A 26820-nucleotide genomic window follows, 5' to 3' on the forward strand; every position below is an offset into this window, starting at 1 on the left:
AGTATGCGTAGCCTGCATAGAGCGTTGCTTGCGAGCCAACTTTTCGTACAAAGCCTAAACCCAGATCAGACATCACGCTCTCCTTGTGCTCTGTTCCCTTTAGACTCATCAGCCTCGTTAGGGGCTGTCAATATCAGGTAGGACACCACCATAAAGTCTTCAATACCCTGACTGGAGGTAGCGGTCAGTACGGTACCGCCTTTGGTAAACAGGCTTTCAATGCCTTTTTCTTCGCTCTTGCCGGCAATGCTGTCTACGGCGACAGCTAATAGGTGCTGAAAGTGGCTCATATCACGCCCGTGGCGTGTGATACGGTTTACTTCAGTGATGGCGGGTTGATCGGGCGCTTTGTGCTTAAAGGCTTCACGCTTAAGCAGGTCGAGTATTTTTTTACTTTGGGTAAAGTTCAGCTCAACCGCGCTACTGCCTTCAGCATCACCGGTCACGTAGACCAGGAAGTATGGTGCTAGCGGGTAGTTATCATCGACCTGAACGGCTTCTTTACCGCTGCGGATATTCTTCAGGCAGAAGATAACGCCGGGTTTAATGCCTTCGGCGGCCAGACTTTCGTCAATACTGGCGGCGGCATACAGCCCCAACGGTGCTTGCTTCAGCATTGTGAGGCGGGCCTTGTCGCTCATATAGCCAGACAGATCCATGCGGAAATCATTTAGGGTAAGGTCGGTAATGGATACACCTCCGCTCATGTCCTCCAGATCGACAACCGCATCTTTGAGTTGCTGTAGTTGTCTGCGCCGGTATTCAAGGTCATTCATGTCTTTGGCGCTTTCATCAATGACGTTTTCTTCGCCCGTCGCGGATATATCCAATAACACCATGCGCCCGGAGACACGCGCTTCAAGGTTGATGTATTCATCCAGCTCCATGTTGGGCCAGAAGTTGATTATCTGGATTTGCGTATTTTTACTGCCAAGACGATCGATACGGCCAAAACGCTGAATGATGCGTACCGGGTTCCAGTGAATGTCGTAGTTGATGAGCGTATCGCAATCCTGAAGGTTTTGACCTTCACTGATGCAGTCGGTGGCAATCAGTAAATCCAGCTCGCTCGTAGCTGTTGGGTCTACTTTGCTGCGCTCTTTGGACATCGGCGAGAAGGCAGTCAGAATATTGTTTAAGTCTGAACCTAAGCCCTTCATGGTGGTTTTATTGGTACCGCCACCCGTCACCAACGCACTGTGAATGCCCAGTTCGGAGTGCGCCCATTGTGCCAGATGGGCATACAGGTATTGGGCGGTATCGGCGAACGCGGTAAAGACGATGACCTTTTTATTGCCAAGATTTAGCGGGTTAGCCACCTTGCTGGCAATGGTCTGTTTAAGCTGCTCTAACTTTGCATCACGGCCTGCGTTCACACTTTGTGCTGTTTCGGCAATATGCGTCAGGAACTCGCGATCAGCCTCCAGCTCCTGTCGGAAGCGGATGAGATCCATATCCTGGAGCAACACTTTGGTTTTGTTGCCCACCATGTAACTTTCCAGTTCGGTGGACTCCAGCTCAAAGTCGTGAATATCCTCGATATTCAGCTCGGTCAGTTCTTCTGATTCGTGGGCATCAATTTTGGCCAGCAGTCGGTCGACCTGCCGAGCAAGCTTTGTGGCCGTCAGCGTGAACGAGTGAATGGAGCTTTCCATACGCTTGAGCAAATTGACGCGCATAAGGTGAATCAGGCTTTCTTCACGGTCAACCTGTTTGAACACCCCTCTGCCTGCGCCCACGGCTTTATCGTAACGACGGGCGTATTCGGCTTTTTTGGCTTCGCGCACGAATTTCAGCGGAGAATAACCCGCCAGGGACAGCCGCCGGATGGTTTTGTTGACGTCTTTTAAGGGCGGAAACTCGCCGGAGGCGTCGATGTCGGCATAGATGTTTTTCGGTGGCAAGCGAGTTGGGAAGCGGCCAATATCTTCGGTGCCGTAGTACTTTTCTATGTGTTTGCGGGAGCGAGCAATGGTAACGATATCGAGCAGTTTGAAGTAGTCAAAGCTCATGATGTCGAGCAAGGCTGCGGTGGTACGATTTTCGACCGGCTCACTGACCCACTGGTTAAATTGCTTCTGGGCAAGCCGCAGAGTGGATTCAATATTTTTGATACCCTGTTCGGCAAAGGCATCATCCCGACCTTCCGTAATGAACGCGACCTGATTTTTCAGATCATTCATGCGATTGTTGACCGGCGTTGCCGACAACATCAGCACCTTGGTTTTCACTCCTGAACGGATAATGTCGTTCATCAGGCGCTCATAGCGGCTTTTACCTTCCGCCTTGCTCGGTGTGTTACGAAAGTTGTGGGATTCGTCGATAACCACCAGGTCGTAATTGGCCCAGTTCAGTGTCTCCAGATTGATTTCGCCCGAGTAGCCCTTCGGTCGGGTCAGATCGGTATGGTTCAGTACATCGTAATTAAAGCGGTCAGCTGCGAGCAGGTTGCGCTTGTCGTTAATCGTGTACATGGTCCAGTTGTCACGAAGCTTTTTCGGACAAAGTACAAGCACCCGATCATTGCGCAGTTCGTAGTATTTGATCACAGCCAGGGCTTCAAAGGTTTTACCCAAACCCACGCTGTCGGCAATGATGCAGCCGTTGTGCTTTTCGAGCTTGTCTATTGCACCCAGCACACCGTCTTTCTGGAATTTGTAGAGTTTGTTCCAGACCAGGGTATCTTTAAAGCCGGTTTTACTGCGGATGATGTTGTCTTCGTCGATGTCTTCGAGGAAGTCTTTGAACAAATGAAATAGCGTGAGGAAATAGATAAAGCTGGCCGGTTGATCGGCAGCGATGGTATCCACTCTGGCGATGAGGTCATTCTTAATATCACGAAGGCTCTGTGCATCAGCCCAGACATTATCAAACCACGTCAGAAGCTGCCGGGTGCTCTCTGGATCAGACAAGCCCATGTTCATGTGCAGGGAGTCGGAGCGCACCTCGCCTAGCCCGATTGGGCTGAGCGTGGCACTGCCGCTGATGGCAAAACTTTGCTCGGGCGAGCCTGTTTGTTCGGGTACGCCCAGGTGAATAATGTTCTGCCCCGGCTGAGGCCGCACACTGGCTTTCACTTCAGCCTTGTTTGCCAACCATTGCGAGAACTCGCTGGCGATGCGTTTTTGTTGCAGCTGATTCAGGAGGCGAACGTCTGAATCAGAACCCACCAGGTTCTGCAGATTGAGCGAATCCCATTCGCTGAAAATGATCCTTGCTGACTCCAGCTGCTTCAGCTCGTGCTTCAGTGAGGCAAAACCGTATAAGGTAAACAGGCTCGACAGAACGGACAGCCTGGAGCCAGAGAAGGTATGCTTTTTCAGTTCGATACCAACGTGGCCGCTGGTTTTGTTATCCAATAACATAGTCCGCTTCCCTACTTCTTGTGGCCGGCTTTGCTTTCTTCAATCCAGGCATCGATATCGGATTGCTTGAAACGCCAACTCCCTCCTACCTTGAACCCAGGCAACTTTCCCTCAGCCGCCAAACGATAGGCTGTCTTCTCGGTCAACTTGAGGAAGTCGGCGACCTCCTTGATGGTCAATATTTGTTCAGCCATTGCTTCCCTCGTCCTAGATAATTAGGAGAATATGGGAAAATTAGGGAATGGGCAAACAGATCCGTGACGGCGGGCGTAAGCGATCCCTTATTCGCCATACTCCCGGCTTTCAACTCATATCCTAATCCACGGCATTCATAGATTTTGCGCTACGGTTGGATCTTCCCGATTTTGTCTTCCTTCGCACTATCTTCTTCTTACCCATACCCCGTAAACCCGAGAAATCCCGGCTTTCAACCTCTCCAATCAACGCCGTCAGACCTTCAGTCAAGGGCTGCATGAAGTGTCCATAGCGCATCCGCTTCTCGCTGATCGCTTCCAGCTGGGACTCCCAGTGTGCGGTCATATCAGGAACAACCATCCGCTCCGGCAAGCTATTCACCAGTTGCCTTCCAATCTCGGTTGAATGGATCTCCTTGCCTTTTTTGGTTAGAAACTGACGTTTGAACAACAGTTCGATGATCCCGGCACGAGTGGCCTCTGTCCCTAGACCGTCTGTATCTCTTAGAACCTTCTTGATCTCTGGATCTGATACAAATCGAGCAATGCCTGTCATCGCAGCCAGCAGGGTTGCATCCGTAAAGCGCTTCGGCGGGCTGGTCTGCTTCTCGTCCAGCCGTCCTTCAGTGCAGACTACAGAATCACCCGTTTTGACATTCGGCAATGCTACTGACGAGAACTCGCCATTTTGATTTGCACTTCTCTGGGGCGGCAATAGAGCTTTCCAGCCATCGGAAATGACAGACTTCTGCTTAGCGATAAACAAGCCGCCTTCAACCTCGCTATCAATCTGATGCTCTGCATATTCAAAGGGTGGGTAGAACTGCATCAGGTACTGCCGGGCAACAAGTTCGTAGATATTCCTCTCATCCTGTGACAGCCGATCAGAAGGCATTGACCTGGATGTCGGAATGATGGCGTGGTGGGCACCCACTTTGGAGTCATTCCATGCTTTGCTCCTCAAGCCGAGGTCAGCGTTATTTACGGCATCAGCAAGCGACGATGTAGTTTTGGCAATCGACTGTGTTACGGTTTTACGCTCGTCATAGTGGCCGTTTGGCAGATAGCGACAATCAGACCGTGGGTAAGTGATCAGCTTGTGACGCTCATATAACTGCTGGCATATATCCAAGGTCTTTTGAGCGTTAAGGTTGAAGCGTTTCGACGCATCAATCTGTAGAGCAGACAGGTTGTAGGGCAAGGGCGCAGGCTGTTTTTTCTTGTCACGCTTAACGGCTTTGATGCTGCCGTTTTTTCCCCTCACTTTATCTAGCACGACTTCTGCAAGTTTTCGTGAGAGCACACGCCCTTCTTCATCCATGTAAGGCTCGCACGCAGCGCTTGGTTTCCACTTTGCGATAAAGGACTCACCCACTTGTGTTTGAAGCGTGATGAACACCTCATAGAAGGGCTTAGAGACGAAATTTTCTATTTCCTGGTCACGGTGTACTACCAAGCCCAAAACGGGTGTCTGTACACGCCCAATGGACAAAACGCCGTTATAACCAGCACTTTGCCCTAACAAAGTACATAAACGGGTCATATTGATACCGTACAACCAGTCCGCCCTGGCTCTTGCCAAGGCCGATGTCGCTAACGGAATGAAATCTGTGTTCTTGCGTAGGTCATTCAACGCTTTTTTAATCGCAGCAGGGTTCATGTCGTTGACGAGACAGCGCAATGTGGCTTCGCGTTTTGCCTTATTTACACCTGAATAGTTGATCACTTCATCGACCAGGATTTGACCGACTCGGTCAGGGTCACCCATGTTGACCAGTTGGTCAGCTTCTTTGATTAATTTTTTGACCGCATTAAACTGTGAGCGGGTTTGGCTTTTGACTTGATGTTTCCACTCGGTCGGGATAATTGGCAGGTGCTCTTTTTTCCATTTTTTGTACTCAGGATCATAAGCATCTGGCTCAGCCTGCTCCAATAGGTGACCAATGCACCAAGTTACTACATCGCCATTAGCCACCCTGATAAACCCATCACCTTTCTGATGAGGTTTGGGAAGTACATCTGCAACTGCACGTCCGACACTCGGCTTTTCGGCAATGTATAGAATCAACTCTGCTTACCTCGCTCAATTCCCACAACTTTCACTTTGTTCAGCTCAGCCTGAAGGGCGTCTATTTCCTCAAGTGCCTCGTAAAGTGAGAACTCTAATTTGGCATTTTGTGCAATAACTAGATCACAGAATTTTTTGATTTCATCTCGTTGTGATCTGTAACGTTCTTTAAGCTCACGTTCTTTGTCTTTTTGCGCTCTAAGCCTATCTACAGATATTTTAACTTTAGTAGATGAAGAAGCCGAAATTCTTGTTTTGTGTTTATCAATTTCACGCCTTGCTCTTTCAACAAAATCGCCGTAATAGTATATGCCACCAGAGCTAAGACCAGCTTCCTTGTTTATTCGACTTAAATTCAATTTTCCGTCATCGGGAGTTCTTTCAGGATTGCCATCGATTAAGCGCTGAAGAGCATCTTCAAGTCTTTGCTTGGTTATTTCACCTCTCTCAGAAGAAGTGTTTTGAATGCTCACGTTTAAAATTCCTCTTTGCTAAAAGCTACGAAGTCGAGGTTATGTTCTGAAAGCACTTTCTCAATAGACCGAATTTCATAGTATATTTTTGACATTATGTTGGGTATGTCTATACCACTAGAATAAATTTCTCCATATTTTATAATTAATTTATCTCTTATAGAAGTTAAAGACTTGGCTTTTTCAACTGTCACAACCTTGTATTGACAAACAGTCATATCACAAATTCTATCACAATCTGGATTTGTGCAATATCCACCGGGGTGCTCAATGATAGATAGGCGTCCTTCCTCAACTTGATTGCGTATTTCTTCCTTGCTTAGATAGATTGTTGCATCTCCTTCTGTACGAAGATTTTTAATCCTCTTACCTTCTGGGCCTGCTAACGTTTCAGCTTCATTGTAAAGATGATAGAAAATATCAGTCATATAATTTTTGTTTTCACCTGCTATTTCGTCTTGAAGCTCGTTGTCAATCATCATATCAAGGTAAGAAGCAATGTTAGCTTGGTTTGCATACCAGGAAGTCATCGCTATATTCATATGCTTAAATTGATATTTAATATCTAGTAAAGATGAAAGTTTGTTGCGTACCAAGTAAACAGCAAATGTGCGACGGAAAGCATGAGGGTGGATATGCAGTCTCTCACCGATTTTAAGGTCGCCTTTCCTGGATGGGTTTAAAGTATTAAATTCATAAACGTCATCTTTTGTTGCAAGGCAATCTAGTGAGCGTATGAAGGAATTAAGCGAATGAAATATTGACTGTCTGCCAGCATTAGGCTTCTTTGCGGTTGAGTGTGGTAGTGTAACGAATAAACTATCCGCATCCTTTAGAAATTTATTACGCTCATCTACGTGCTTTATATCCGACGCCTGATTTTTCCATCCTTCGCGTGCAAAGCCAAAAGCATCCCATAGTAATTCAATAGCTTTCTTAACTGCAGGTATGGTTACCCATGAGGTGGTTCGTTCGACACCACCAAGGTTGGGTTTAGTGTGAATTCCATTTAGCACAGAAACCGTCATGCCAGCGTATTTTTTCTCTTGATATGATTCCAAGTTAAATGATTTTATTTCACCGTCTCTACAGCCCGTAAATGCAGCGATAACAATGTAGCAGGCTCCCCTTAGTTTTGAGAGCCAATGACCACTATAATCAAATTCAATATCTATGGCTGACAGATCAAAATTTAATTTTTTAAGCGCATGTTTTCTGGATGTTATGCTTGAAGTATATCGACCTGTTAGTCTTTCATACTCAGTAATGAAGTCGGCGTAAGCAGAAGATATTTCATGCCTATAGGGGTAATACACTTCAACTAAGTTTAGAGACTCTCTATAGTAAATGGTGGCGATACGCTCTGGTAAACATATTGCCTGATAAATATCATCACCACTACTTGATAAATATCTTGCTAAGTTATCAGCGCTACCTATATTTCGGATTATTAACTTTTCAGCATATAGATGAGAAATGAAAATTAAATTATTTTTCCATGTTTTATATTTTAGCTTTCTGTTCTTTGCTTCGTCTATAACTTTTCGATAGTTTTTGTCTTCGTCAATAAAACCATATGAATGGCCATTGCATGCTGTTATGCATTTTTCAAAAATAACTGCCCCTTCAATGATGTTTTTAGTGGCACTTTTTTTAGATTTGAGGGTCGTATTTGTTATGATCTTATATATAAGATGTTTAGTGACTTTTTTGAATTCTCCTGACAGTCTGGAAAAAGAAACATCGAAGTTAAGAGACCACAAAATCCATTTGTCTGACGAGTAGTAACTATATGGGTTTCCATCAGAATCAATAGATATGACTACATCATTAATAGACGTCGTCAATTCCGAATTTTTAGCCCTTATTGTTTCATTCATTAGTAAATTTCCAGCATCAATTCAATGTCACTAGTATCTTGCCAAAGCGGGTGTGCTGTATCTAGGTATTTTTGATAAGCTTCAGAATAAACAGTTGCATGTTTCGTTTTAATGCGTTCAATAATAACCTGAACGGTACTGTGGACTTTATTTAGTAAATTTGATGGCTTTGAATTGATAGATGGAGTCGTGAGAGACTCCAATATAACATCACCAAAAGACAGTAATAACCAGATGTCTTCCACTTCTGCCACTACTGCATGATGCATACAGCCGAAGCACTCTAAAAACTTATGGCAAGCAACAAGATCAGATTCTTTGGCAAGCCCTTCTTTAATTAATGCGCTTTTTATCTTAATTGATTTTTCTCCAAAGGCACCGCCACATCTTAAACCATTTGATAGTTTTTTATATTTAGTATTTGTGCCGCTTTCTTTGATTGGATCATTGAAAATAAATGCACTTTCTTTTATTGCGTTATCTAATGGTGACCCTAGTGCAGTTTGCTCACGGATATATAGTGCAGAGGCTAGTGAGAGCTCAGTGGTTACTGGATCTCCATTAGCATAATGCTTGGATGCAGTTGCTACAGAATTGTTTAGCCCTTGAGCAACCATGAATATGCTTTCGGTCGCCCTCATTATAAGAGAGGCCTTCGTTTTTCTAAATCTTTGGTTGCTAAATGCAGGAATACCAAAGCTATTTATATATTTATTAAGGGAGTTGATGTTACTGTTAGTCATTTTAGATGGTTTGTTGCCAGAAAGATTTGGAAAGATGTAGCCATCCTTATATGAGTTTAGCTTTTTGCTAATTCTGAGCCATCTATCAAAAAAGGTTTTACCTTTTTTGATAAAGCCAGCTTCTATTTCATTTGTTTTTCCTGATTGCCTTCCTTTAATCGTCTTAAGCTTGTAGGTTCCACGAGTGATATCTTGAAATGGCTCTTCAGCTATATCTGATGTTTTTAATTCAAGGAGAGGGGTGGAGTTTACACCAGTATGTAAACAGGTGATGAAGTATGCAGCTCTAACTAAGTCAGTTTTCCATATGCTACAGCTGTTTCTATAGGTCGTATGCCTTACTGAGCTACCGTTGCTTATGAATTTATAAGAGCCATCTTTATTTTTTTCATTATAAAGTGGAAATATACTTGGTGTAGTATCACTCTCTATATGTTTTGCATAATTATTAAATATGGTGTAAAGAGCTAATGCTATTTTCTTAAGCTCATCGTCTGTGTATGGCTTTGTAGGCTCACTGTCTGATGGGAATGTAATGAATATATCTTTACATTGTTCGTACAGCTCAATATCAAGCTCTTTTAACAACGCTTTAATAGAGTTCTGGCGAGAAGATAAGCTTTTTCCTTTTATGCCTTTTTCATATAGTTTTGCTAGTTCGTTAACATATATGGATATGGATTCATGGCAAAACGTGTCGTTAATTCCTTCAGAGTCCATTTGTCTAATAAATGATACAGTTTCTCGAAATATATTAATCTTTGTTCTTTCAGTTTTATCCATGCCATGGATTGCATTGCAGATTTTTACTGCCAACTCTCTTCGATTGGCATCAACAAGATCAGCCTGATTCTTAGGCTTGTTTGTACGCCTTTTATCCATTGAAAGAATTGGGCACCCTTTATAAAGAAGGCGCTCAAAATTGGCAGTGCCGTGCCCATCAGTGATAAATCTATCCTTCAAATTTATGCTGACTACATTTTCAAAATTTGTTTTTTGTGCTGTCGATGTTTTTCTTTTGTTTTCTTTTAAAAAAGCCATTAATGTTCACCGCTATCAAGAATAATGTTTGTAGCTATTTCATGAATCTCATTAGCTGTAACTACCTCCTCTGAAAGCTTGAGATAGCCTAGTAATGTGGCTCTGCTTTTGTGCCCCATCACAGACTGGAGATAGTCGAGGGCTTTCCCTTCTTTTATTCCTGAATTCAATAATTCTTTTAATCTTTCAACAGCATAGGTCGAGCGTAAATTATGAAACTTATGGCTAAAATTTGGAAGCTCGCTTCTAATGGCATTTCTTAGCTCACCCCATCGTGCATCAATACTTTTAGGCGAATATGGTTTGCCTAATTGATTTAGAAGCAGCGGGGGGCCATATTTATCTTCAGGGTTACTTTCCTCATATAGCTTTTTACGCTGTATGTATCGCGCTGAGTTGGTATAGTCGTAAATTAGTTGCATCAATTCAGTAGGAATTTCAGCTATCCTTACCGTGCCATTTTTAGTCGCTACGCCTCGCCTTGGGTCAAGGTTTAAACCATCGGCGTTGATCAGGTATTTCTTTTTCAGTTGTTCTGAGTTGGGCTTGTAGATTGCGTTTACCCGAAGGCTTATGATTTCTGATCTTCTCAATCCACAGTATCGAATTAGCTCGGTTGCAATTTGGAACTCCTGAGATAACGCAACGCTCTTTGTATTATTGCTTCTATTAGAAACTCCAGTTTGAAGCTCCTTATAGTATTTTTCAGCTACGCGCCATTCCTGATGGTTCATTGGGATCAGTTTGCGTGATAGGCCATAATAGCTCGTATCATTTGGTAGCTTTAATCTTAGATCAGTGGTGTCCACATGAATCAATGTTTTTCTCATGTACTCATGTGACCCACTCGTATTGACTTTGACTATCTCGTACTTAAACGGTGGGTGTTCAAATGGGTGATTTCTAGCCAGATAAAATTTATAAAACTTGATCACGACGCCCATATAGCTATTGGCAGTAGATCTAGCTATATCTCCATTTTTATATGCTTCACGAAGGTGCTTCTTGAACCCATAGGTAGGCCTTTTTCTAAGGGCGGTAGGCATAGTGTCCCAAGCCATGCCTATATCATTTAGGAACGTGAAATAGTGAAGTAATGCCTGGGCTTGCGTGTTAACCATTTTCTTGCGCAAATTGGCTTTTAGATGAATGAGCCAAATGTTCGCAACACTAATACTGACACCGTCATCTTTATACAAAAGAGGAAGTTTGCCTAGAGAGTTGCCGGTTCCTTCAAAGCATATTGATAGCTCTCCGGTAGACCTATTAATTTCTCGTTTAATTGACTGATCTACAACAAAGTCAGGAACTTCCCATAGCACTATGCCCACGCAAGCCTCCATGCCGTAATTTCACGATTTCTTAGATTTTTTTACGTAACAATCTTATTCAATAGAAATATCGTAACAGTGCTCGGTCCGGGTCGCCAGCATGAACAACATCAGTGGCCTGCTTGATTAACTTGCGAATCACCGCTAGCTGCCCACGCGCTTTATAACGCGGTGCCAGCTTCCAGGTGCCAGGCACAATGGGCAAACGGTCCAGCCGCCACTGTTTATCGGCGGGGTCGTAAGCCTCGGGTGGGGACTGCTCAAGCAGGTGGCCCAAACACCAGGTTACGGTGGTATCACCGCACACAATAGCGCCTTCCTGGCGTTTGGAGCTTCCCGGCAGCGCTTCAGCAATGGCCCGGGCAAGGCTGGGTTTTTCGGCAATAATCAAGCGCATGCGAAGCGTGGCCTTAACGTCTGTTCGAAATGCGCCTATGGTAACAGTAGCGGTGACTTATAGGGCAGGGCAGTGGGGATTGATATGCGCGAACGCGGTAGAACACGCAGGTTAGTGGGCCTGGGCGCACGCACGGGTGGTGCGCTGCTTAAAACGCGCTTGGGCGGCCAGGCGGATTGGCGTGCGTTAGGTGAGGCGCTGTTCGAAGGGCTTTCCGAGCTTAAAGGCCCGGCAATGAAGCTTGCTCAAATGATGTCGCAGTGGGACGACCTGTTGCCGCCCGATTTAGCCGATGAGCTGGCGCGCTTGCAGCGCTAGGCAGAGCCGATGCCTTGGCCGCGTATCCATGAAGCCTTGGTGCTTCAGTACGGCGATATCCATGAGTATTTTACCGAAATTGAAGAGCGGCCTTTTGCCAGCGCTTCCATGGGCCAGGTGCACAAGGCAGTCACCCTTGAGGGCAAAACGGTGGTGCTGAAAGTGCAGTACCCCGGTTTGGCGGATGTACTGGAAAGTGATTTAAAACAGGTGCGGCGCATTATCGGGCTGGGCCGTTGGTTCAAGGTGCCTCAGGCGCGCCTGGATGCGCTGTTTGAAGAGCTGGCGGCGGGGCTTCGCGATGAGCTGGATTATCAGGCAGAAGCAAACGCCCTGGCGCGGTACCGAGAGCGCTACCAGAGTGATTCGCGAATCATCATACCCAGGCCGCTGTTTGAGCTTTCGGGCCAACATGTTCTGGCCATGTCTTACGTGCCCGGTACGCCGCTACGTGAGCTGGAAAGCGCCGATGATACAGTGCGCCAGAAGGTGGCCACTACGCTTGCCGACTGGATTACCCAGGAGCTGTTTACCCACGGCGAGCTGCATGCCGACCCGCATGCCGGCAATTTCGCGGCAGATGAGCAAGGTCGGCTGATTATTTACGATTTTGGTGCTGTGATTGCGGTGCCCGAAGCGCGAATTGAGGCGATGATGCAATTGCTCAGCGCCACGCTTGATCACGACCCCATGGCCATGGATGACGCACTCGTCAACTTGGGTGGCCGTCAAGGTCAAGGCGCACCGCTGGCGCTCTACCGCGAGGCTGCTGAAAGTATTTCTCCACTGTTTGAACCGGGGGAGCAGGATTTCAGCGATGTGCGCGTACACCGCCGCCTGCGTGAGCTGTCGCCCAAAGTGTGGGCGGCGATGGACCGCTTGCAGCCTCCCGCGGATACGCTGCTTCTCTCGCGAGCATTGAATGGCCACTACTGGAATCTGGTGCGTTTAAAAGCGCGGCTGGATATGCACGCACGGACTGCGCCGTTGCTTTAGCGCCCAAGCCACCTATAAGCAGTTCACCGCTGCGGCCATGCCCACCTTCATGGTAAGCTATTGCGCTTTTAAACACAGTGGAGACGGCAATGCTAGCGGTATGGGTCGATCAGCTGCTGGGATTTGCCTCCGGGGCACTCTCGGCAATCAGGCAGCAAGAACACTATCCCGACTTTATGACTTGGGTGCGCGATGAAGGCGCCAAGTCATTTAACGGTGATGTCGCCACCGCCCAGGCGCTGGCCCCTATTTTATGGTCACAAGCGCCGTTGGCCAGGCTGGATTTTGCCAGTGAACCGCTGGCGACGCCAGGACGTAATGAGGCTTGCTGGTGTGACTCTGGGCGCAAGTATAAGCAGTGCTGTTATCGCGTTGATTTCCCCACCGACATTCCAGAGCAGATGATGTGGATGTTGTCGCTGCGTGAATGGAAGGGCGCTACGCTGAAGTCTGCGTTGGAGAGCCGCCAAGCGCCGCCCCAAGCACTGCTGGAAGCGGGGCTTATTGCCGCCGAAAGCGGCCAAACGGGCCGGGCGATGCAGATTCTGGAGTCACTGTTTGATGGTAGTGACTGGTCGAGGTTGCCAGAGCAAGCCGAGCCCGCCTTTGAAATCCTGCTGGATATCTATCAGGAGCGTGGCTTTACCCGCAAACGGGCAGACCTTCTGGATGAAGTGATGGAGCGCGGGCCGCTGTTTTTACGCGGTGTTGCCCTTGAACGGCTCTGTTTAATGCATTTGGATAATGATGATTTGGACAGCGCTCGGGCAGCCTTTGTCAAAGCCCAGCAGGCCCTGCCTGATTCGCCCACACTTGCGTATATTGAGGCGATGTTGCTGCTTCATGAAGGCCATGAAGAAGAAGCCAAGGCGCGGGCTAATTTCTGGTATCGGCGTCTGGTGCGCCAAGGGGATCTTGACGAAGAGCAGTTGGATTTTCTTGCGGCACTTGCTGATAACCCTGGGGCAACGCTTGCGGATCAGCTGTTAAGCGCGGAAGAGGATCTGGCCACGCCGCTGGTATCCCTGCAAACACTGCTTGCTGTCCTTCCTACAGCGCCCAAACTTGATATTAGCAGCGACCCGGAAAGCGGCCATTTGCAGTATGTGACCACCGCCCGTGAAGCGACCTTATTCGCCGCTTGGCATGAGCAGTTCCAGGTAATGGTCGATGAAGAGGTGGCCTTGGGCTTTCGCGATGACCCGTGGGGCAATGCAGAGGAGTGGATGTCAGCGCTCTGCGCACACCCTGAGTGGCTGGATGCGCCTCAGGTCGTTCAGGATGTCACTCTCGCGCTTACCAGCCGTTTTGGAAGCCTTCCGTGGATGGCGCCAACCCTGCTGGAACCACTGGCGGTGCGTCTTTCACGCTGGCTGGAACAAGCCCGAGCCGCAGGCAACGGCAGCCTGTGCTGGGATGATGCTGACAATGCCATGCTGCTGCGTACAGGGTTGGCGCTAGTGGTCGGCATGGAGCGCGGCGCACGCCAGCATTCACGGGAGCTGGCTGAAGAGTTGTTAGCCATCGACCAAGAGGATAGCCTGGGCCTTAAAGAGTTGGTGCTTGACCAGCTACTGCGCGATGACCGCAACCAGGAAGCGCTGGCACTCACTGAGGAGTCGGAAGACGATGATGGCTCACTGGTGCTGGGGTTACTCATGGGGCGCACGTTGGCGCTTTACCGCTTAAACGAGCATGAGGCGGCCGAACGGGCGCTTGGCGACGTCACCGCGCATAATCGTCATGCGCTTGAGATGATCTGTGCGGAAAAACCGCGCCCAGCGACCCCCTATGCCGATGGCCAGGTGGAGCCAGGTTCACGTGCTGAGGCGTGGCAGTACCGTACGCTGATGCGTGATCAGTGGCGTACCACGCCAGGTGCGCTTGAGTGGCTGGATAGCCACCGCTAACCCTCTTCTTATGTACGAAAGCTTACTCTTCCCACAGCCGCTCAACGCGGCTGTGGGGTGGGCACCAGCTGCTTGTCGCGGCTAATCCAGATAGCCAGCAGAATGGCGGGTAACCCCAGCAACGTAGCAACGATAAAGAACGTGACATACCCTTGGGCGCTAACCACTAGCCCGCCAAAGCCGCTTAAAAACTTCCCCGGTAGCGTCATCAATGATGAAAACAACGCGTACTGCGTTGCCGTATATGCACGCGACGTGAGTGTGGAGAGAAACGCAATAAACACGGCGCTTGCCAATCCATTGGCCAGGTTATCGCCGATGATGGTGACCACCAGCATGGGGACCTGATTGCCGATCAATGCAAGTACCGAGAACAGCAAATTGGTGAAGGTGGCGGCAACGGCCCCCAGTATCAGCACCGGCCCAATACCGTAACGTGCGACCAGTAACCCGCCCAGAAGACCGCCGCCAATACTCATGGCAATACCGAAGATATTGGTCACATTGGCAATCGTTGCCAGTGAAAAGCCAAGGTCGATATAGAGCGGATTAGCCATCGACGCCATGGCAAGATCGCTTATTCTAAACACTGCAATGAATACCAGAATGCCCAGCGCTTTTACCCCATAACGACGAAAGAAATCGGTAAAGGGGCATACGATGGCGCCGATAAACCAGGCGCCCATGCGGCGTAGCACTTTAGGTTGGCCACGGCTAGCGCGAATAAACGCACGTACTTTAGGTTCATGAATTAACTGCACCGAGAGCGACGCCCGCTTGGGCTCAGGGCGAATCAGCACGGTGAGGACACCCACGCCGACGAGCGCCGCCATGGTTAAGTAGGCCACGTCCCAGGAAATGGCTGACGCTACATAGAGCGCCCCGGCGCCTGCGGCCAGCAGGCCACCCCGGTAGCCGATAATGTAGGTAGACGCCATGGCGGCCTGGACGTCGTCATCGGCGGACTCAATGCGGTAGGCATCAATCGCAATATCCTGGGTAGCTGAGCCAAACGCCACCAGCAGCGCAAACGCGGCTACCACGCCAAGATTGCCTTGGGGATTAACGCCTGCAAGACCCACAAGCCCCGCTGCAATCATCGCTTGGGCCAGCAGCATCCAGCCCCGTCGCTGCCCGAACATGCGCGTGAGGACCGGCAGGGCGAGCCTGTCTACCACGGGCGCCCAGAAAAACTTGATCGAGTAGAGCATTCCTATCCACGCGAAAAAGCCGATAGCGGCGACGTCAATCCCGTCGCTACGTAGCCAGGCCGACAGCGTAGAAAAAACCAGTAAGAACGGTAAGCCCGCGGAAAACCCCAGAAACAGCATGGTAATAACAGGTGCCCGAAAGTAAATCGCCAGCGCGGCTAGCCAGCTACGCCGGGGTAAAGGGGTGGGCATATCGTTCAACTCCAGAAAAGACGTTGGCTTGAGCCAAGTGATAAACTGCATCAATGTTTATGACAATGTTGATAGCTTACCGGAGAGGAGTTTTCCATGTCGATCACGGCACATCAGGTCGTTACGTTGCACTATGTGCTTAGCGATGTTTTAAGCGATAACAGTGAGCAGGTATTGGATGATTCACGCGCCCGCAATAAGCCCCTTGAGTATCTGCATGGCCACGACAATATCGTGCCTGGGCTTGAGCGCGCATTAGCTGGCCTAAAGGCCGGTGATGAAGTAACAGTGATGCTTTTACCTGAAGAGGCCTATGGCCTGCGCAATGAAGGCCTGGTACAGGAAGTCGGCCGTGGCTCGTTTGGTAACGCTGACTTAACGCCGGGCAGCCGCTTTCAAACCGAAGGTGAGGCCGGGCCGCAAATTGTAACGGTAGTGAGCGTGGCAGGAGACCGAGTTACCGTAGATACCAATCATCCGTTGGCAGGGCGTACGCTGAGCTACCAGGTAAACATTCTGGAGCAGCGTGAAGCAACGCGGGCGGAACTGGCAAAAGGGCATCCGCTTCCACCGGGAACTGAGCATGCCAAGGTAGAGGATCGTAAAGTGCTTTAAGTTGAGCTGCGTTAAGCGCGTCTCAGCGTGGGTGTTTAAGGGCTGTATTAAAATGGCTCAAAAAGGTTCGTGGCACCTTCTTAAAATTTGACCCAGGTCAGAGACTGATATACTGCGGCTCGATAAGATGATGACCAGTTAGTGCACAGAAGCCGCTTTAGACGGGAGAGTCCCAAGCGGTGTGCCAGTGACCAAAATGCGAGTATTGTCACTCATTTTCTTGGTTAGTAGGCGCGTGGCGACGCCCGTTGTTGATGCAGCATGCCACGCAAGCAAACGCCTGCTAAGCCTTGCGTCAGGGGAGGGGGTTTACTTTAAGAAGTAAGCTTCCTTTTTACCGGCCCACTGGGCCGGTTTTTTTGTCTGCGACATAGCGATGAGTACGTACAAGCGTTGCTAAGCCTGTGCGGTTGAAGTCGAGAGGATCACCGCCGTGTTGAGACACGGCGGCGGGACGAGATACTGCTTTACTGAGCCGTGGGGTGTACGCTGGCTTTTTCGAGCAGGAAATCGACAATGTCATCTGCTGGAATCATGGTCGCTTCACTGTCACGGCGGCCCTTGTATTCAAGCTCGCCGTTGTCCAGGCTACGGTCGCCAATTACCAAACGATGAGGAACGCCCATCAGTTCCAAATCAGCAAACTTAACGCCTGGGCGTGTATCACGGTCATCAAGCAGTACATCCAGACCTGCGGCTGTTAACGCTTGGTAAAGACGCTCTGATTCTTCGCGAACGCGCTGGGATTTATGCGCATTCATGGGCACCAGCGCGACCTGGAAAGGTGCAATCGCGTTAGGCCAAATAATACCGGACTCGTCGTGGTTTTGTTCAATCGCTGCCGCCACCACACGAGTAATGCCAATGCCGTAGCAGCCCATCCATGGATGGCTGGTTTTGCCGTTGTCGCCCAGCACGCTCGCATTCATGGCTTCAGAGTATTTTTGACCCAGCTGGAACACGTGGCCGACTTCAATACCGCGCTTGATCGACAGCGTGCCTTCACCATCCGGTGACGGGTCGCCTTCAACCACTTTACGTAAATCGGCGACCTGGGGCAGGGCAACGTCGCGCTCCCAGTTAATGCCAAAATAGTGCTTGCCATCAATATTCGCGCCCGCGCCAAAGTCACTCATCAAGGCAACGCTGCGGTCAATGATGACCGGCATTTTAAGGCCGATAGGACCTAGTGAGCCAGGCCCCGCACCTACAGCAGCACGAATTTCTTCTTCGTTTGCCATGGTGAGCGGCGTCGCTACCTGAGGAAGGTTTTCTGCCTTGACTTCATTAAGCTCGTGGTCGCCGCGCACCAACAGCGTAATCAATCCGCCTTCAGCAGCATGAACCATCAATGTTTTTACGGTTTTTTCGATAGGCAGCTTAAACTGTTCAACCAGTGCTGCGATGGTTTTGGCGTTGGGCGTCTCTACAACGCGCATTTCTTCACTGGGCGCTGCGCGCTGTACATCGCTACCTAACGGTGCCGGTAAGGCTTCGGCTTTTTCCATGTTGGCGGCGTAGTCAGACGCATTCGAGAACACGATATCGTCTTCGCCGGAGCTTGCCAGTACATGGAATTCGTGAGAGCCGGTGCCGCCGATAGAGCCGTTATCCGCAATCACCGGGCGGAAGTCCAGCCCCAAACGGGTAAAAATTCGCGTGTAGGCGTCGTACATGGTCTGGTACGTCTCTTGCAGCGACGCTTCATCCAAATGGAAAGAGTAGGCATCTTTCATGATGAACTCGCGCGAGCGCATCACTCCAAAGCGTGGGCGGATCTCATCACGGAATTTGGTTTGGATCTGGTAGAAGTTAATCGGCAGCTGCTTATAGCTTGCTATCTCTTTGCGCACCAGGCCCGTAATGACTTCTTCATGGGTCGGGCCTACGCAGTAGTCACGATCATGGCGGTCTTTTACGCGTAGTAATTCAGGGCCGTACTGCTCCCAGCGACCAGACTCCTGCCATAGTTCTGCCGGCTGAACGGCGGGCATCAGTACTTCCTGACCACCGGCACGGTTCATTTCTTCGCGAACAATCGCTTCTACTTTACGCAGTGTACGCAGACCCAGAGGGAGCCAGGTGTACAGGCCAGAGGTCAGGCGGCGAATCATCCCGGCACGCAACATCAACTGATGGCTAATGACTTCGGCGTCGGCCGGGGTTTCTTTTAACGTAGCGATTAATAATTGGCTGGCGCGCATGGGAGATAGCATTCCTTGATAGTATAAAAGCCGCTGGTTTAGCGTTGAATGAGGCTATTGTACGGCTTAGCGGTTAGCGCGGCAAAATACTGCCATCAGCATGCCCGTCATCCAGGGGGCTGTTTGTGTTAATATGAACGCGTTTTCACATGTGCTCGCGGGCAGTTTTTCTGTAAAGCTATCTTTTAAAGCTACCTTTTTGCCTGCGCGCTGTTTTAAATTTTTGAGAGAATCTTGATGAAGCAAACTGTACGCCGTTGGTTATCGGGAGCCGTTGTGGGCGCCTCCATTATTGCATTGACTGGTTGCGGTACCCTGTTTCATCCAGAGCGGAAAGGCCAATTAAGCGGCCAAATTGACCCGGTAGTGGCCATTGCCAATGGTGTGGGGCTTCTGTTTTTCATTGTCCCCGGTGTTATTGCCTACGCGGTCGACTTTTCAAATGGCACGATCTACCTGCCCAGTAATAACAGCGCTTCTGTCGATGTTCTACACCTTGATCGTGACTTGAACCTGGCGTCACTTGAAAAGTTGTTGTCCGACAAGGCGGGCCAGCCGGTTAGCCTGGAAAGTGAGCTGGTAATGATTGAAGAAATGAGCAACCTTGAAGAAGCGCTGGCAATGGTGCGGATGTCGGGTGTGATGGATGAAGAGCGCCTGGCGACGATGTAACGTTTAAAGCCCTACATCAACAAACCTTCATTGAAAAAAACGAGATCCTAGGGCTGTACTGTAAGCCTGCTTGGGGATCTCGTTTTTTATTGGTTGTTGGTTATTAATGATTAGTTATTGGTTGGGCGCCGTCAGCTTTAAGGTGATTAAACCCGCGATTAACCCCCAAAATGGCCCAGCAATACCCAGTAGCGTAATGCCTGAACCGGTCAACAAGAAAGTGACGATGGCGGCATCACGATGTCGGCTATCGGCAAAGGCACTGGCTAGCCCGCCTGCCAGTGTGCCAAGCAGCGCGATACCCGCCAGGGCAATCACCAGTGCGCTGGGTAGGGCGTTAAACACGCCGGTCACCGTCGCGCCAAAAATCCCCATAATGGTATAAAAAATGCCAGCGGCCATGCCAGCCGTGTAGCGGCGCCGTGGATCAGCGTGGGCATCAGGGCCTATGCAGACAGCGGCACTGATCGCCGCCATATTGAGCGCAAAGCCACCAAATGGCGCAAGCAGCAGGCTTGCGCCGCCTGTCCAACTGATAAGCGGTGAGCTGTCAGGTTGATAGCCTGCTGCGCGTAAAACCGCCACGCCCGGTAGATTTTGGGTCGCCATGGTAATGATAAAAAGTGGAATGCCCACGCCAATCAGGGTCGTTAAGGAGAATGCCGGCGCAGTAAAAACGGGCATGGCCGGAGTCAATGGAATATCGTTTAAATTGATTTGCCCTTGCACAAATGCAAGCCCCAGCCCGGTGACGAGCACGCCGGGTACCGCAAGGGTGGGCCATAAGCGACGGCCTGCTATCCAGGCGGCCAGCATAACGAGTGGGATTAGCCACTGTGTCTCGATAACGTTAAACAGCCCCAGCCCAAAGCGCAGCAGAATGCCAGCCAACATGGCGGCTGCTATCGCACCTGGTATATAGCGCATTAAGCGATCAAACAGCCCCGTTACGCCGCATAGCGTAATAAGCAGCGCTGAGAATAGAAAAGCGCCAATGGCTTCATCAAGCGGAATACCCGACAAACTAGTGGCCAGAAAGGCGGCGCCTGGCGTCGACCAGGCGGTTAGCATCGGCATGCGGTAGCGCAGCGAAAGCCCGAAGGAGGTAACGCCCATGCCAATTCCCAGCGCCCAGAGCCAGGAACTGATTTGCGCTGCAGATGCGCCGCTAGCCTCTGCGGCTTGAAAAATAATCGCCGCTGAACTGGTATAGCCAATGACGACGGCAACAAACCCAGCCGTCACCGTTGATAGGCTAACGTCCCGCCAGGCCGAGTAGTGTGGCCGTGGCGAGGTGGCATGCTCTTCGCTGGATGGCGCCTCCATGGTATCTCCTCGCTAACGCTTATTATTAAATGTGCGTTATAGCGCACAGTTGTGTAGGCTACCACCGTGCGCTATAGCGCACAACGCCATTAAGAAGGCCTTACCCTAAAGAGATATGCGCCGTTTAAGGAACTCTTGTTCAAGAGCTTGGGCGGCGATACGTGGCTAAAAAAAGCAACAGAACATGCCGGCCCGAAGGGCTGGCGAAGTGAAAGTAATTATAAGCACGGACAGACACTCATCGCGGTGCCGATTAAATGCGTGTGTCGCTTTGACGAGTGAGCCAGTAAACTTCTTTTATGGCGTTAAAGGGGAGACCTATGGCGAGTGAAGTTCACACCATTGCTGAACATATAGCCAACACGGTTAAGCAGCTACGTAATAAACAGGGCTGGAGCCTGGACCGCACAGCGGCTGAAACAGGCGTAAGCAAAGCCATGCTAGGGCAAATCGAGCGTGGTGAGTCGAGCCCGACCGTATCAACGCTGTGGAAAATCGCCAGTGGCTTTCGAGTGTCGTTTTCTACCCTATTCGACAGCCAAAAACCGGTTCAGGGTGAGCTACGCCGGGATAGCGGAGAGTCGGTATGGGGAGATGACAGTGCAGGCATGCAGGCACGGCTGATTTTCCCTTATGATCCATTGTTGGGCTTTGAAATGTTCATGATTGAGCTGGCGCCCGGCGCGATCAGCGAGTCAGCGCCGCATGCCGAGGGCGTGGTAGAACATATTGTGGTGGTTGAAGGGGAGATGGAGCTGCGCATTGATGACCGTTGGCAAACGCTAAAGGTAGGCGAGGGGCTGCGCTTTTTTGCTGACCGCCCCCACGCAATGCGCAATGCCACGGCCACGCGCTTACGCTTTCATGATGTGATTCACTATTTGCCGGGGGCGGCCTCTTCTGCTTGAGTGCGCAGCCAGCTGATTTCTTCAGGCCAGATGTCAGGCTCTACGGTTTCTAAAATCATGGGGATTCCATCAATGCGGGCATCCTGCATGATGGTGGTAAAGGCAGGCAGGCCAATATTGCCTTTTCCCAAGCTGTGGTGGCGGTCAACCCGGCTGGCAAACGCACTTTTGGCATCGTTTAAATGCATGCCGCGCAGATACTCAAAGCCTACGATGCTGCCAAGCTCATTTAAGGTTGCCTGTGTCGCTTCGGCGGTTCGTAAGTCATACCCCGCCGCAAACGCATGGCAGGTATCGATACATACGCCAACGCGTGACTTGTCATCGACATGGCGAATGATTTCCGCCAAGTGCTCGAAGTGCCAGCCAAGGTTAGTGCCTTGCCCAGCGGTGTTCTCGATAACGGCCGTCACGCCTTGGGTATGCACCAGCGCTTCGTTAACCGATTCCGCAATACGTTTTAAGCAATCCGCCTCGCTGATTTTGTTTAGATGGCTGCCAGGGTGAAAGTTAAGTAGCGTCAGGCCTAGTTGTTCGCAGCGCTGCATTTCATCCAAAAAAGCCGCACGGGATTTCTCAAGCCCCTCGGCTTCCGGGTGCCCCAGGTTAATCAGGTAGCTATCGTGGGGAAGAATTTGCTCTGGGCCAAAGCCATGCTGGCGACAAGCGGCTTTAAAAGCCTCAATTGCCTTATCGGTTAACGGCTTGCCTTTCCACTGGCGCTGGTTTTTAGTGAATAGAGCAAAGGCATTAGCGCCTATTTCCACCGCACGTTGCACGGCCTGGTCAGCTCCGCCCGCTGCGCTAACGTGTGCACCTATGTATTTCATGAACCCCCCTTGTATTCCATGACATCCCCTTGATGACTCTATTTTGAACGCTGGTTATCCAAAAAACGTTTAAAAATAGCAGGTTCGTCGGTAATCACGCTAGCAATGCCCCATTCCCATCGGTTATTAAAAGCGCTTGGGTCATTCGCGGTGTAACACAACAGTTGATAGCCCGCTTGGTGCATGGCATCGGCCTGGTCGCGCTTTAAGCGTGGCCAGTGGGGGTGAATGCTGAACGCATCAACCGACTCGCAAAGGGCGCGCCACTCCCTGGGCGTGTTGCCAAACAAGACTCCCAGCGCCAGCTCTTCTTTTGGCGCCAATGTGCGGCAATGTTTAAGTGCATCTACATCAAACGAAGACACAATCAGGCGCTCTGGCGATAGGGCATCGCGCATGTCTGGTAGTACGCGATTAACCAATTCGATTGGGTTGCGGCCTTTATTGACTTTTATTTCCATATTGACGCCCATCTCCAGCTCATTGAGCAGCGCCAGCATGGCCTCCAGGCTGGCCATTTTTTCACCCGCAAAGGCATCGCCAAACCAACTGCCGACATCCAGAACGTTGGCCTGTGGCCAAGTGAGCGTGTTGAGGTTCCCCCGCCCATCAGAGCAACGGTCCACTTCTGCGTCATGCCAAATCACGGGGGTGCCGTCGCCCAGTAATTGAACATCCAGCTCAACCCAGCGGGCACCTGCCTCATACGCGGCTCGTACGGCGGCTAGCGTGTTTTCAGGGGCGGCGGCGGAATAGCCGCGGTGAGCAATTAGGGTAGGGAGGGTAATAGCAGGGTGGGTCATCGCACATCCATAAAGCGTCACAGATTGAGTAAAATCAGTCTAGCATGCGCAAGTGACATCAGCGTGTCAGGTCAATCGCAGTGAATGCCGCTCGCTTAGAACTAACGGCTTGATTTCTGACGCCTAAAGCGTTTGGATAGCCATTAGCTCGTTTACAAAATGTCTGTTTGTCAAAATAAAGTACAAGGAGTTTATATGTCTCAGCGTATCGAGTTTGCCCGTACCGGCGGTTCTGAGGTACTTGAAGTAGCGACGGTTACTCCGGCAGCGCCCAAGTCAGGTGAAGTGCGGGTCGCCAATAAAGCCGTTGGCCTCAACTTTATTGATATTTATTTTCGTACCGGTCTTTACCCAGCACCGTCGCTGCCTGCGGGCTTGGGTACTGAAGGCGCGGGTATTGTTGATGCGGTTGGCGAAGGGGTGACTCATCTAAGTGTTGGGGACCGCGTTGCCTATGCGCAAGGCCCGTTAGGCGCGTATGCGGCGCATCATACGCTGCCGGCTGAAAAAGTCGTCAAACTGCCTGACTTCATCGATTTTGAAACCGCAGCGGCGAGCATGCTGAAAGGCTTAACCGTGCAGTATCTGTTACGTCAAACGCATGAACTCAAAGGTGGCGAGACCATCTTGTTCCATGCCGCAGCGGGTGGTGTAGGCTCGATTGCCTGCCAGTGGGCCAAGGCGTTAGGTGTGAAGTTGATTGGTACGGTTAGCTCTAAAGAGAAAGCCGACTTGGCGCTGGCAAATGGCGCATGGGCGACCATTAATTACACCGAAGAAGACGTTGTTGAACGCGTCCGCGAGCTTACTAACGGCGAAATGTGCGATGTGGTTTATGATTCGGTGGGCAAGGACACGTGGGATATGTCGTTAAACTGCCTGAAGCCTCGCGCGTTAATGGTCAGCTTCGGTAATGCCTCCGGCCCGGTTGATGGCGTTAATATTGGAATTTTGAATCAGAAAGGGTCGTTATTTGTTACCCGCCCCAGCTTGAACGGTTATGCCGACACGCGCGAGCGCCTGGAAATGATGTGCAAAGATTTCTTTAGCATGATCGAGAGTGGCAAAATCAAAATTGATGTTGCCAACCGCTACCCGCTGGCCGATGCGGGTAAAGCCCAGGATGCACTCCAGAACCGTAAAACAACCGGTTCAACCGTACTGCTGCCCTGATCGGTAGCGAGCAACAAAAGCCGCAAACGCGGCTTTTGTTGATTCTAGTTTTCAGACTAGCTCCTCTTTACTGCTTATTTGTACCTTTTTCAGATTACCGTTCTGGGAAGCGCAGCCAATGTGTCGTCCCCATGCGGCTTTATCAGCAGTTCCAGCCGGTCGGCTATTCTCTAACGTTTGCACACGCTATACGTCTGTATAGATACCGTCTAATGTGTGAAGGTTCTTCTCATTCTTTACATGGGTTGTGGTTTACAAAGGCAAGCCGGAAGGGGTAAGCAGGCCGGGTAGCGTTACAGGAGATGATTCGCATGGCGATGGAAGCAATCGGCTTGGCACCCAGCACACTGATATTTATTGTGCTGGGATTAACGTTGGTGGCGTTCGTATGGGGGCGTTTTCGCTATGATTTAGTGGCATTAACGGCGCTTTTTGCATCGGTGATGCTAGGCCTTGTTCCGGCTGATTCAGCGTTTGCCGGGTTTGGTCATCCCGCCGTCATTACGGTGGCTGCCGTGCTGGTGTTAAGCCGTGGTTTTGAGCGTTCTGGCGTAGTGGATATTATCTCCAACCAAGTGCTCAAGGTGGGTGACCGGCTGATACTCCAGCTTTTAGCGCTAGTAGGAACCGTGGTGGTGTTGTCCGGCATTATGAATAATGTGGGGGCGTTAGCGCTATTGCTACCCGTTGCCATGCGGCTTGCCCGCGAACATAACACGTCTCCTTCCCTGCTTTTAATGCCGCTCGCGTTTGGTTCGTTGCTGGGGGGCTTAACCACCCTGATTGGCACACCGCCCAATATTATTATCTCCAGCTACCGTGGCAGTGTAACCGGGGAAAATTTTGGCATGTTCAGCTTTTCCCCTGTCGGGGTTGCGGTAGCTGTTGTAGGCCTTGTGTTTATCGTGTTAATTGGCTGGCGCTTAACGCCTAAACGCAATGCGAAGTCATCAACTGAAGAGATGTTTGATACCGCCAATTATCTGGTAGAGCTTAACGTTACCAAGGACTCTAAAGCCAACGGCTTAACGCTGCCGCAGTTACGCGATGAGCTTGAGGAAACCATTCCTGTATTGGCCGTAGTGCGCGACGATAACCGTCGGGCGGGCTACTCCTTTCATGGGATCTTGCAAGAGGGCGATATTTTACTGCTTGAGGCGGGCCCGGATGATCTAAAGCTGCTTGAAGATAAAGTAGGGTTGAGTGCGGTTGCGGAGCCTGAGGAGAAGGATGAAGATGCCTCAAAAGAGGATGAGGGCGAAGCAGACAGCAGTGAGGGCCGGCAGCCGGTGGATACCGAAGGGCTGCAACTGATCGAAGCGGTCGTGCGTAATGATTCGATGATGAATAATCGCAGTGTCCGACAGCTGCGATTAAATCAACAGTTTGGTCTACATCTGGTGGCGGTTGCTCGTGACGGTAGTCGTTTGAAGCAGCGCTTGCGGGATATTCGTTTTCAAACCGGCGATGTACTACTGCTTCAGGGCAGCGAGAACGAAATTAGTGATAGCCTTTCTACCTTAGGCTGTTTGCCGTTGGCTAATCGGGAGCTGCAGTTAGGCCAGCCGCGTAAGTTGGTTATCTCAATCGGGATTTTTGCGCTGGCCATTGTCGCGATGCTGCTGGACCTTCTGCCCGCAGCGGTCGCAATGGGCTGTGCCGCGCTTATTTCGCTATTAATTGGGGTATTGCCACTGCGGGATGGCTACCAGGCCATTGATGGCCCTGTGATTGTACTGTTAGCCGCCATGATACCCGTAGGGGAGGCCTTGGAAACCAGCGGTGGAGCCACAATCGTAGCGAACATCTTGCTAGAATTTGGCGCGCAGTGGCCCATCTTTATTTCCTTAATCGGCCTTTTCGTGCTCACCATGCTACTTTCAAATGTGGTCAATAATGCTGCCGCCGCATTGTTAATGGCACCGATTTCCGCCAGTTTAGCCCAAGGCTTTAATGTCTCTCTTGATCCGTTTTTAATGGTGGTCGCGGTGAGTGCTTCATGCGCGTTTTTAACCCCCATCGGCCATCAGTCCAATACATTGGTGCTGGGGCCAGGCGGCTATCGGTTTGGTGATTATTGGAAGCTAGGTTTGCCGCTTTCGATCGTTGTGCTGGTGGTTGCCCTGCCGGTTATTTTGTGGGTATGGCCGCTGTAAGTAACGACAGCAAA

Annotated in this window: 18 protein-coding genes and 2 pseudogenes; 7 read left to right on the plus strand and 13 right to left on the minus strand. The window is 50.2% G+C overall.

The annotated features are described in order from the left end of the window. Positions 1 to 65: 65 nt before the first annotated feature. From ACT3T6_RS14620 to ACT3T6_RS14655, 8 genes and pseudogenes are all read right to left on the minus strand, one after another. On the minus strand, positions 66 to 3365 hold the full coding sequence (locus tag ACT3T6_RS14620; protein WP_193054397.1) for a helicase-related protein: 3300 nt from the start codon (positions 3363 to 3365) through the stop codon (positions 66 to 68). Between the two features lie 11 nt (positions 3366 to 3376). Continuing rightward, positions 3377 to 3559 (minus strand): methylation-associated defense system helix-turn-helix domain-containing protein MAD1, encoded by a 183-nt coding sequence (gene mads1, locus ACT3T6_RS14625; protein WP_193054396.1) that lies wholly within the window; start codon positions 3557 to 3559, stop codon positions 3377 to 3379. Between the two features lie 121 nt (positions 3560 to 3680). Then, positions 3681 to 5627, minus strand: coding sequence for a DNA topoisomerase III (locus ACT3T6_RS14630; protein WP_193054395.1), 1947 nt, complete (start codon positions 5625 to 5627; stop codon positions 3681 to 3683). Further along, positions 5624 to 6100: a hypothetical protein gene (locus ACT3T6_RS14635; protein WP_226913571.1), complete on the minus strand. Its 477-nt coding sequence runs from the start codon at positions 6098 to 6100 to the stop codon at positions 5624 to 5626. The genes ACT3T6_RS14630 and ACT3T6_RS14635 overlap by 4 nt, the downstream gene beginning before the upstream one ends. A gap of 2 nt (positions 6101 to 6102) precedes the next feature. Further along, positions 6103 to 7980: a site-specific integrase gene (locus ACT3T6_RS14640; protein WP_193054394.1), complete on the minus strand. Its 1878-nt coding sequence runs from the start codon at positions 7978 to 7980 to the stop codon at positions 6103 to 6105. Continuing rightward, positions 7980 to 9764 carry a site-specific integrase gene (locus tag ACT3T6_RS14645; RefSeq protein ID WP_193054393.1) on the minus strand — a complete coding sequence of 595 codons (1785 nt, stop codon included), beginning with the start codon at positions 9762 to 9764 and terminating at the stop codon, positions 7980 to 7982. The genes ACT3T6_RS14640 and ACT3T6_RS14645 overlap by 1 nt, the downstream gene beginning before the upstream one ends. Continuing rightward, positions 9764 to 11095: a site-specific integrase gene (locus ACT3T6_RS14650; RefSeq protein ID WP_193054392.1), complete on the minus strand. Its 1332-nt coding sequence runs from the start codon at positions 11093 to 11095 to the stop codon at positions 9764 to 9766. Before ACT3T6_RS14650 ends, ACT3T6_RS14645 begins: the two co-directional genes overlap by 1 nt. An 82-nt stretch (positions 11096 to 11177) precedes the next feature. After that, a pseudogene (locus tag ACT3T6_RS14655) lies at positions 11178 to 11492 on the minus strand (toprim domain-containing protein); the annotation flags it as partial. A gap of 84 nt (positions 11493 to 11576) precedes the next feature. Here ACT3T6_RS14655 and ACT3T6_RS14660 point away from each other — a divergent pair. Continuing rightward, positions 11577 to 12806: pseudogene (locus tag ACT3T6_RS14660) on the plus strand (ABC1 kinase family protein). A gap of 89 nt (positions 12807 to 12895) precedes the next feature. Continuing rightward, entirely contained in the window at positions 12896 to 14716 is a 1821-nt protein-coding gene (locus tag ACT3T6_RS14665) for an SEC-C domain-containing protein (protein ID WP_193054391.1), read from the plus strand. Between the two features lie 41 nt (positions 14717 to 14757). Here ACT3T6_RS14665 and ACT3T6_RS14670 read toward each other — a convergent pair whose 3' ends face one another. Further along, a complete protein-coding gene (locus ACT3T6_RS14670; RefSeq protein ID WP_193054390.1) occupies positions 14758 to 16119 on the minus strand; it encodes an AmpG family muropeptide MFS transporter in 1362 nt (453 codons plus the stop codon). Between the two features lie 96 nt (positions 16120 to 16215). On the opposite strand from ACT3T6_RS14670, the gene ACT3T6_RS14675 reads away from it, so the two are divergent. Next, the gene (locus ACT3T6_RS14675) at positions 16216 to 16734 is read left to right on the plus strand and encodes an FKBP-type peptidyl-prolyl cis-trans isomerase (protein WP_193054389.1); all 519 of its coding nucleotides are present in this window, start codon (positions 16216 to 16218) and stop codon (positions 16732 to 16734) included. 467 nt (positions 16735 to 17201) lie between these two features. Here the strand turns inward: ACT3T6_RS14675 and ACT3T6_RS14680 are convergent, their stop codons facing one another. Beyond that, positions 17202 to 18938 carry a proline--tRNA ligase gene (locus ACT3T6_RS14680; RefSeq protein WP_193054388.1) on the minus strand — a complete coding sequence of 579 codons (1737 nt, stop codon included), beginning with the start codon at positions 18936 to 18938 and terminating at the stop codon, positions 17202 to 17204. 237 nt (positions 18939 to 19175) lie between these two features. Here ACT3T6_RS14680 and ACT3T6_RS14685 point away from each other — a divergent pair, with 237 nt between their 5' ends. Continuing rightward, entirely contained in the window at positions 19176 to 19610 is a 435-nt protein-coding gene (locus ACT3T6_RS14685; protein ID WP_087105633.1) for a hypothetical protein, read from the plus strand. Positions 19611 to 19724: 114 nt separating this feature from the next. Here ACT3T6_RS14685 and ACT3T6_RS14690 read toward each other — a convergent pair whose 3' ends face one another. Further along, positions 19725 to 20936, minus strand: coding sequence for a benzoate/H(+) symporter BenE family transporter (locus ACT3T6_RS14690; RefSeq protein WP_193054387.1), 1212 nt, complete (start codon positions 20934 to 20936; stop codon positions 19725 to 19727). A 320-nt stretch (positions 20937 to 21256) separates the two neighbouring features. Between ACT3T6_RS14690 and ACT3T6_RS14695 the strand changes: the two genes are divergently transcribed. After that, positions 21257 to 21844, plus strand: a complete 588-nt coding sequence (locus ACT3T6_RS14695; RefSeq protein WP_172116486.1) for a helix-turn-helix domain-containing protein — start codon at positions 21257 to 21259, stop codon at positions 21842 to 21844. Here the strand turns inward: ACT3T6_RS14695 and nfo are convergent. Beyond that, positions 21814 to 22674 carry a deoxyribonuclease IV gene (gene nfo / locus ACT3T6_RS14700; RefSeq protein WP_172116487.1) on the minus strand — a complete coding sequence of 287 codons (861 nt, stop codon included), beginning with the start codon at positions 22672 to 22674 and terminating at the stop codon, positions 21814 to 21816. The two genes, ACT3T6_RS14695 and nfo, sit on opposite strands and share 31 nt — an antisense overlap. A gap of 38 nt (positions 22675 to 22712) precedes the next feature. Continuing rightward, positions 22713 to 23477, minus strand: a complete 765-nt coding sequence (locus ACT3T6_RS14705) for a glycerophosphodiester phosphodiesterase family protein (RefSeq protein ID WP_193054386.1) — start codon at positions 23475 to 23477, stop codon at positions 22713 to 22715. 195 nt (positions 23478 to 23672) lie between these two features. Here ACT3T6_RS14705 and ACT3T6_RS14710 point away from each other — a divergent pair, with 195 nt between their 5' ends. After that, positions 23673 to 24650 carry an NADPH:quinone reductase gene (locus tag ACT3T6_RS14710; protein WP_193054385.1) on the plus strand — a complete coding sequence of 326 codons (978 nt, stop codon included), beginning with the start codon at positions 23673 to 23675 and terminating at the stop codon, positions 24648 to 24650. Positions 24651 to 24961: 311 nt separating this feature from the next. Beyond that, the gene (locus tag ACT3T6_RS14715) at positions 24962 to 26806 is read left to right on the plus strand and encodes an SLC13 family permease (protein WP_193054384.1); all 1845 of its coding nucleotides are present in this window, start codon (positions 24962 to 24964) and stop codon (positions 26804 to 26806) included. Positions 26807 to 26820: the final 14 nt, after the last annotated feature.

Origin of the sequence: Halomonas sp. 72, assembly GCF_052379785.1 — a bacterium.
GTDB classification, from domain to species: Bacteria; Pseudomonadota; Gammaproteobacteria; order Pseudomonadales; family Halomonadaceae; genus Vreelandella; species Vreelandella citrativorans.

What these genes read in the sequence shown, in the direction of transcription:
- ACT3T6_RS14640 (WP_193054394.1), bottom strand. Translation starts at nt 7,980, where the DNA reads ATGAATGAAACAATAAGGGCTAAAAATTCGGAATTGACGACGTCTATT.
- ACT3T6_RS14645 (WP_193054393.1), bottom strand. Translation starts at nt 9,764, where the DNA reads ATGGCTTTTTTAAAAGAAAACAAAAGAAAAACATCGACAGCACAAAAA.
- ACT3T6_RS14715 (WP_193054384.1), top strand. Translation starts at nt 24,962, where the DNA reads ATGGCGATGGAAGCAATCGGCTTGGCACCCAGCACACTGATATTTATT.
- ACT3T6_RS14620 (WP_193054397.1), bottom strand. Translation starts at nt 3,365, where the DNA reads ATGTTATTGGATAACAAAACCAGCGGCCACGTTGGTATCGAACTGAAA.
- ACT3T6_RS14690 (WP_193054387.1), bottom strand. Translation starts at nt 20,936, where the DNA reads ATGGAGGCGCCATCCAGCGAAGAGCATGCCACCTCGCCACGGCCACAC.
- ACT3T6_RS14705 (WP_193054386.1), bottom strand. Translation starts at nt 23,477, where the DNA reads ATGACCCACCCTGCTATTACCCTCCCTACCCTAATTGCTCACCGCGGC.
- ACT3T6_RS14685 (WP_087105633.1), top strand. Translation starts at nt 19,176, where the DNA reads ATGAAGCAAACTGTACGCCGTTGGTTATCGGGAGCCGTTGTGGGCGCC.
- ACT3T6_RS14670 (WP_193054390.1), bottom strand. Translation starts at nt 16,119, where the DNA reads ATGCCCACCCCTTTACCCCGGCGTAGCTGGCTAGCCGCGCTGGCGATT.
- mads1 (WP_193054396.1), bottom strand. Translation starts at nt 3,559, where the DNA reads ATGGCTGAACAAATATTGACCATCAAGGAGGTCGCCGACTTCCTCAAG.
- nfo (WP_172116487.1), bottom strand. Translation starts at nt 22,674, where the DNA reads ATGAAATACATAGGTGCACACGTTAGCGCAGCGGGCGGAGCTGACCAG.
- ACT3T6_RS14680 (WP_193054388.1), bottom strand. Translation starts at nt 18,938, where the DNA reads ATGCGCGCCAGCCAATTATTAATCGCTACGTTAAAAGAAACCCCGGCC.
- ACT3T6_RS14675 (WP_193054389.1), top strand. Translation starts at nt 16,216, where the DNA reads ATGTCGATCACGGCACATCAGGTCGTTACGTTGCACTATGTGCTTAGC.
- ACT3T6_RS14695 (WP_172116486.1), top strand. Translation starts at nt 21,257, where the DNA reads ATGGCGAGTGAAGTTCACACCATTGCTGAACATATAGCCAACACGGTT.
- ACT3T6_RS14710 (WP_193054385.1), top strand. Translation starts at nt 23,673, where the DNA reads ATGTCTCAGCGTATCGAGTTTGCCCGTACCGGCGGTTCTGAGGTACTT.
- ACT3T6_RS14665 (WP_193054391.1), top strand. Translation starts at nt 12,896, where the DNA reads ATGCTAGCGGTATGGGTCGATCAGCTGCTGGGATTTGCCTCCGGGGCA.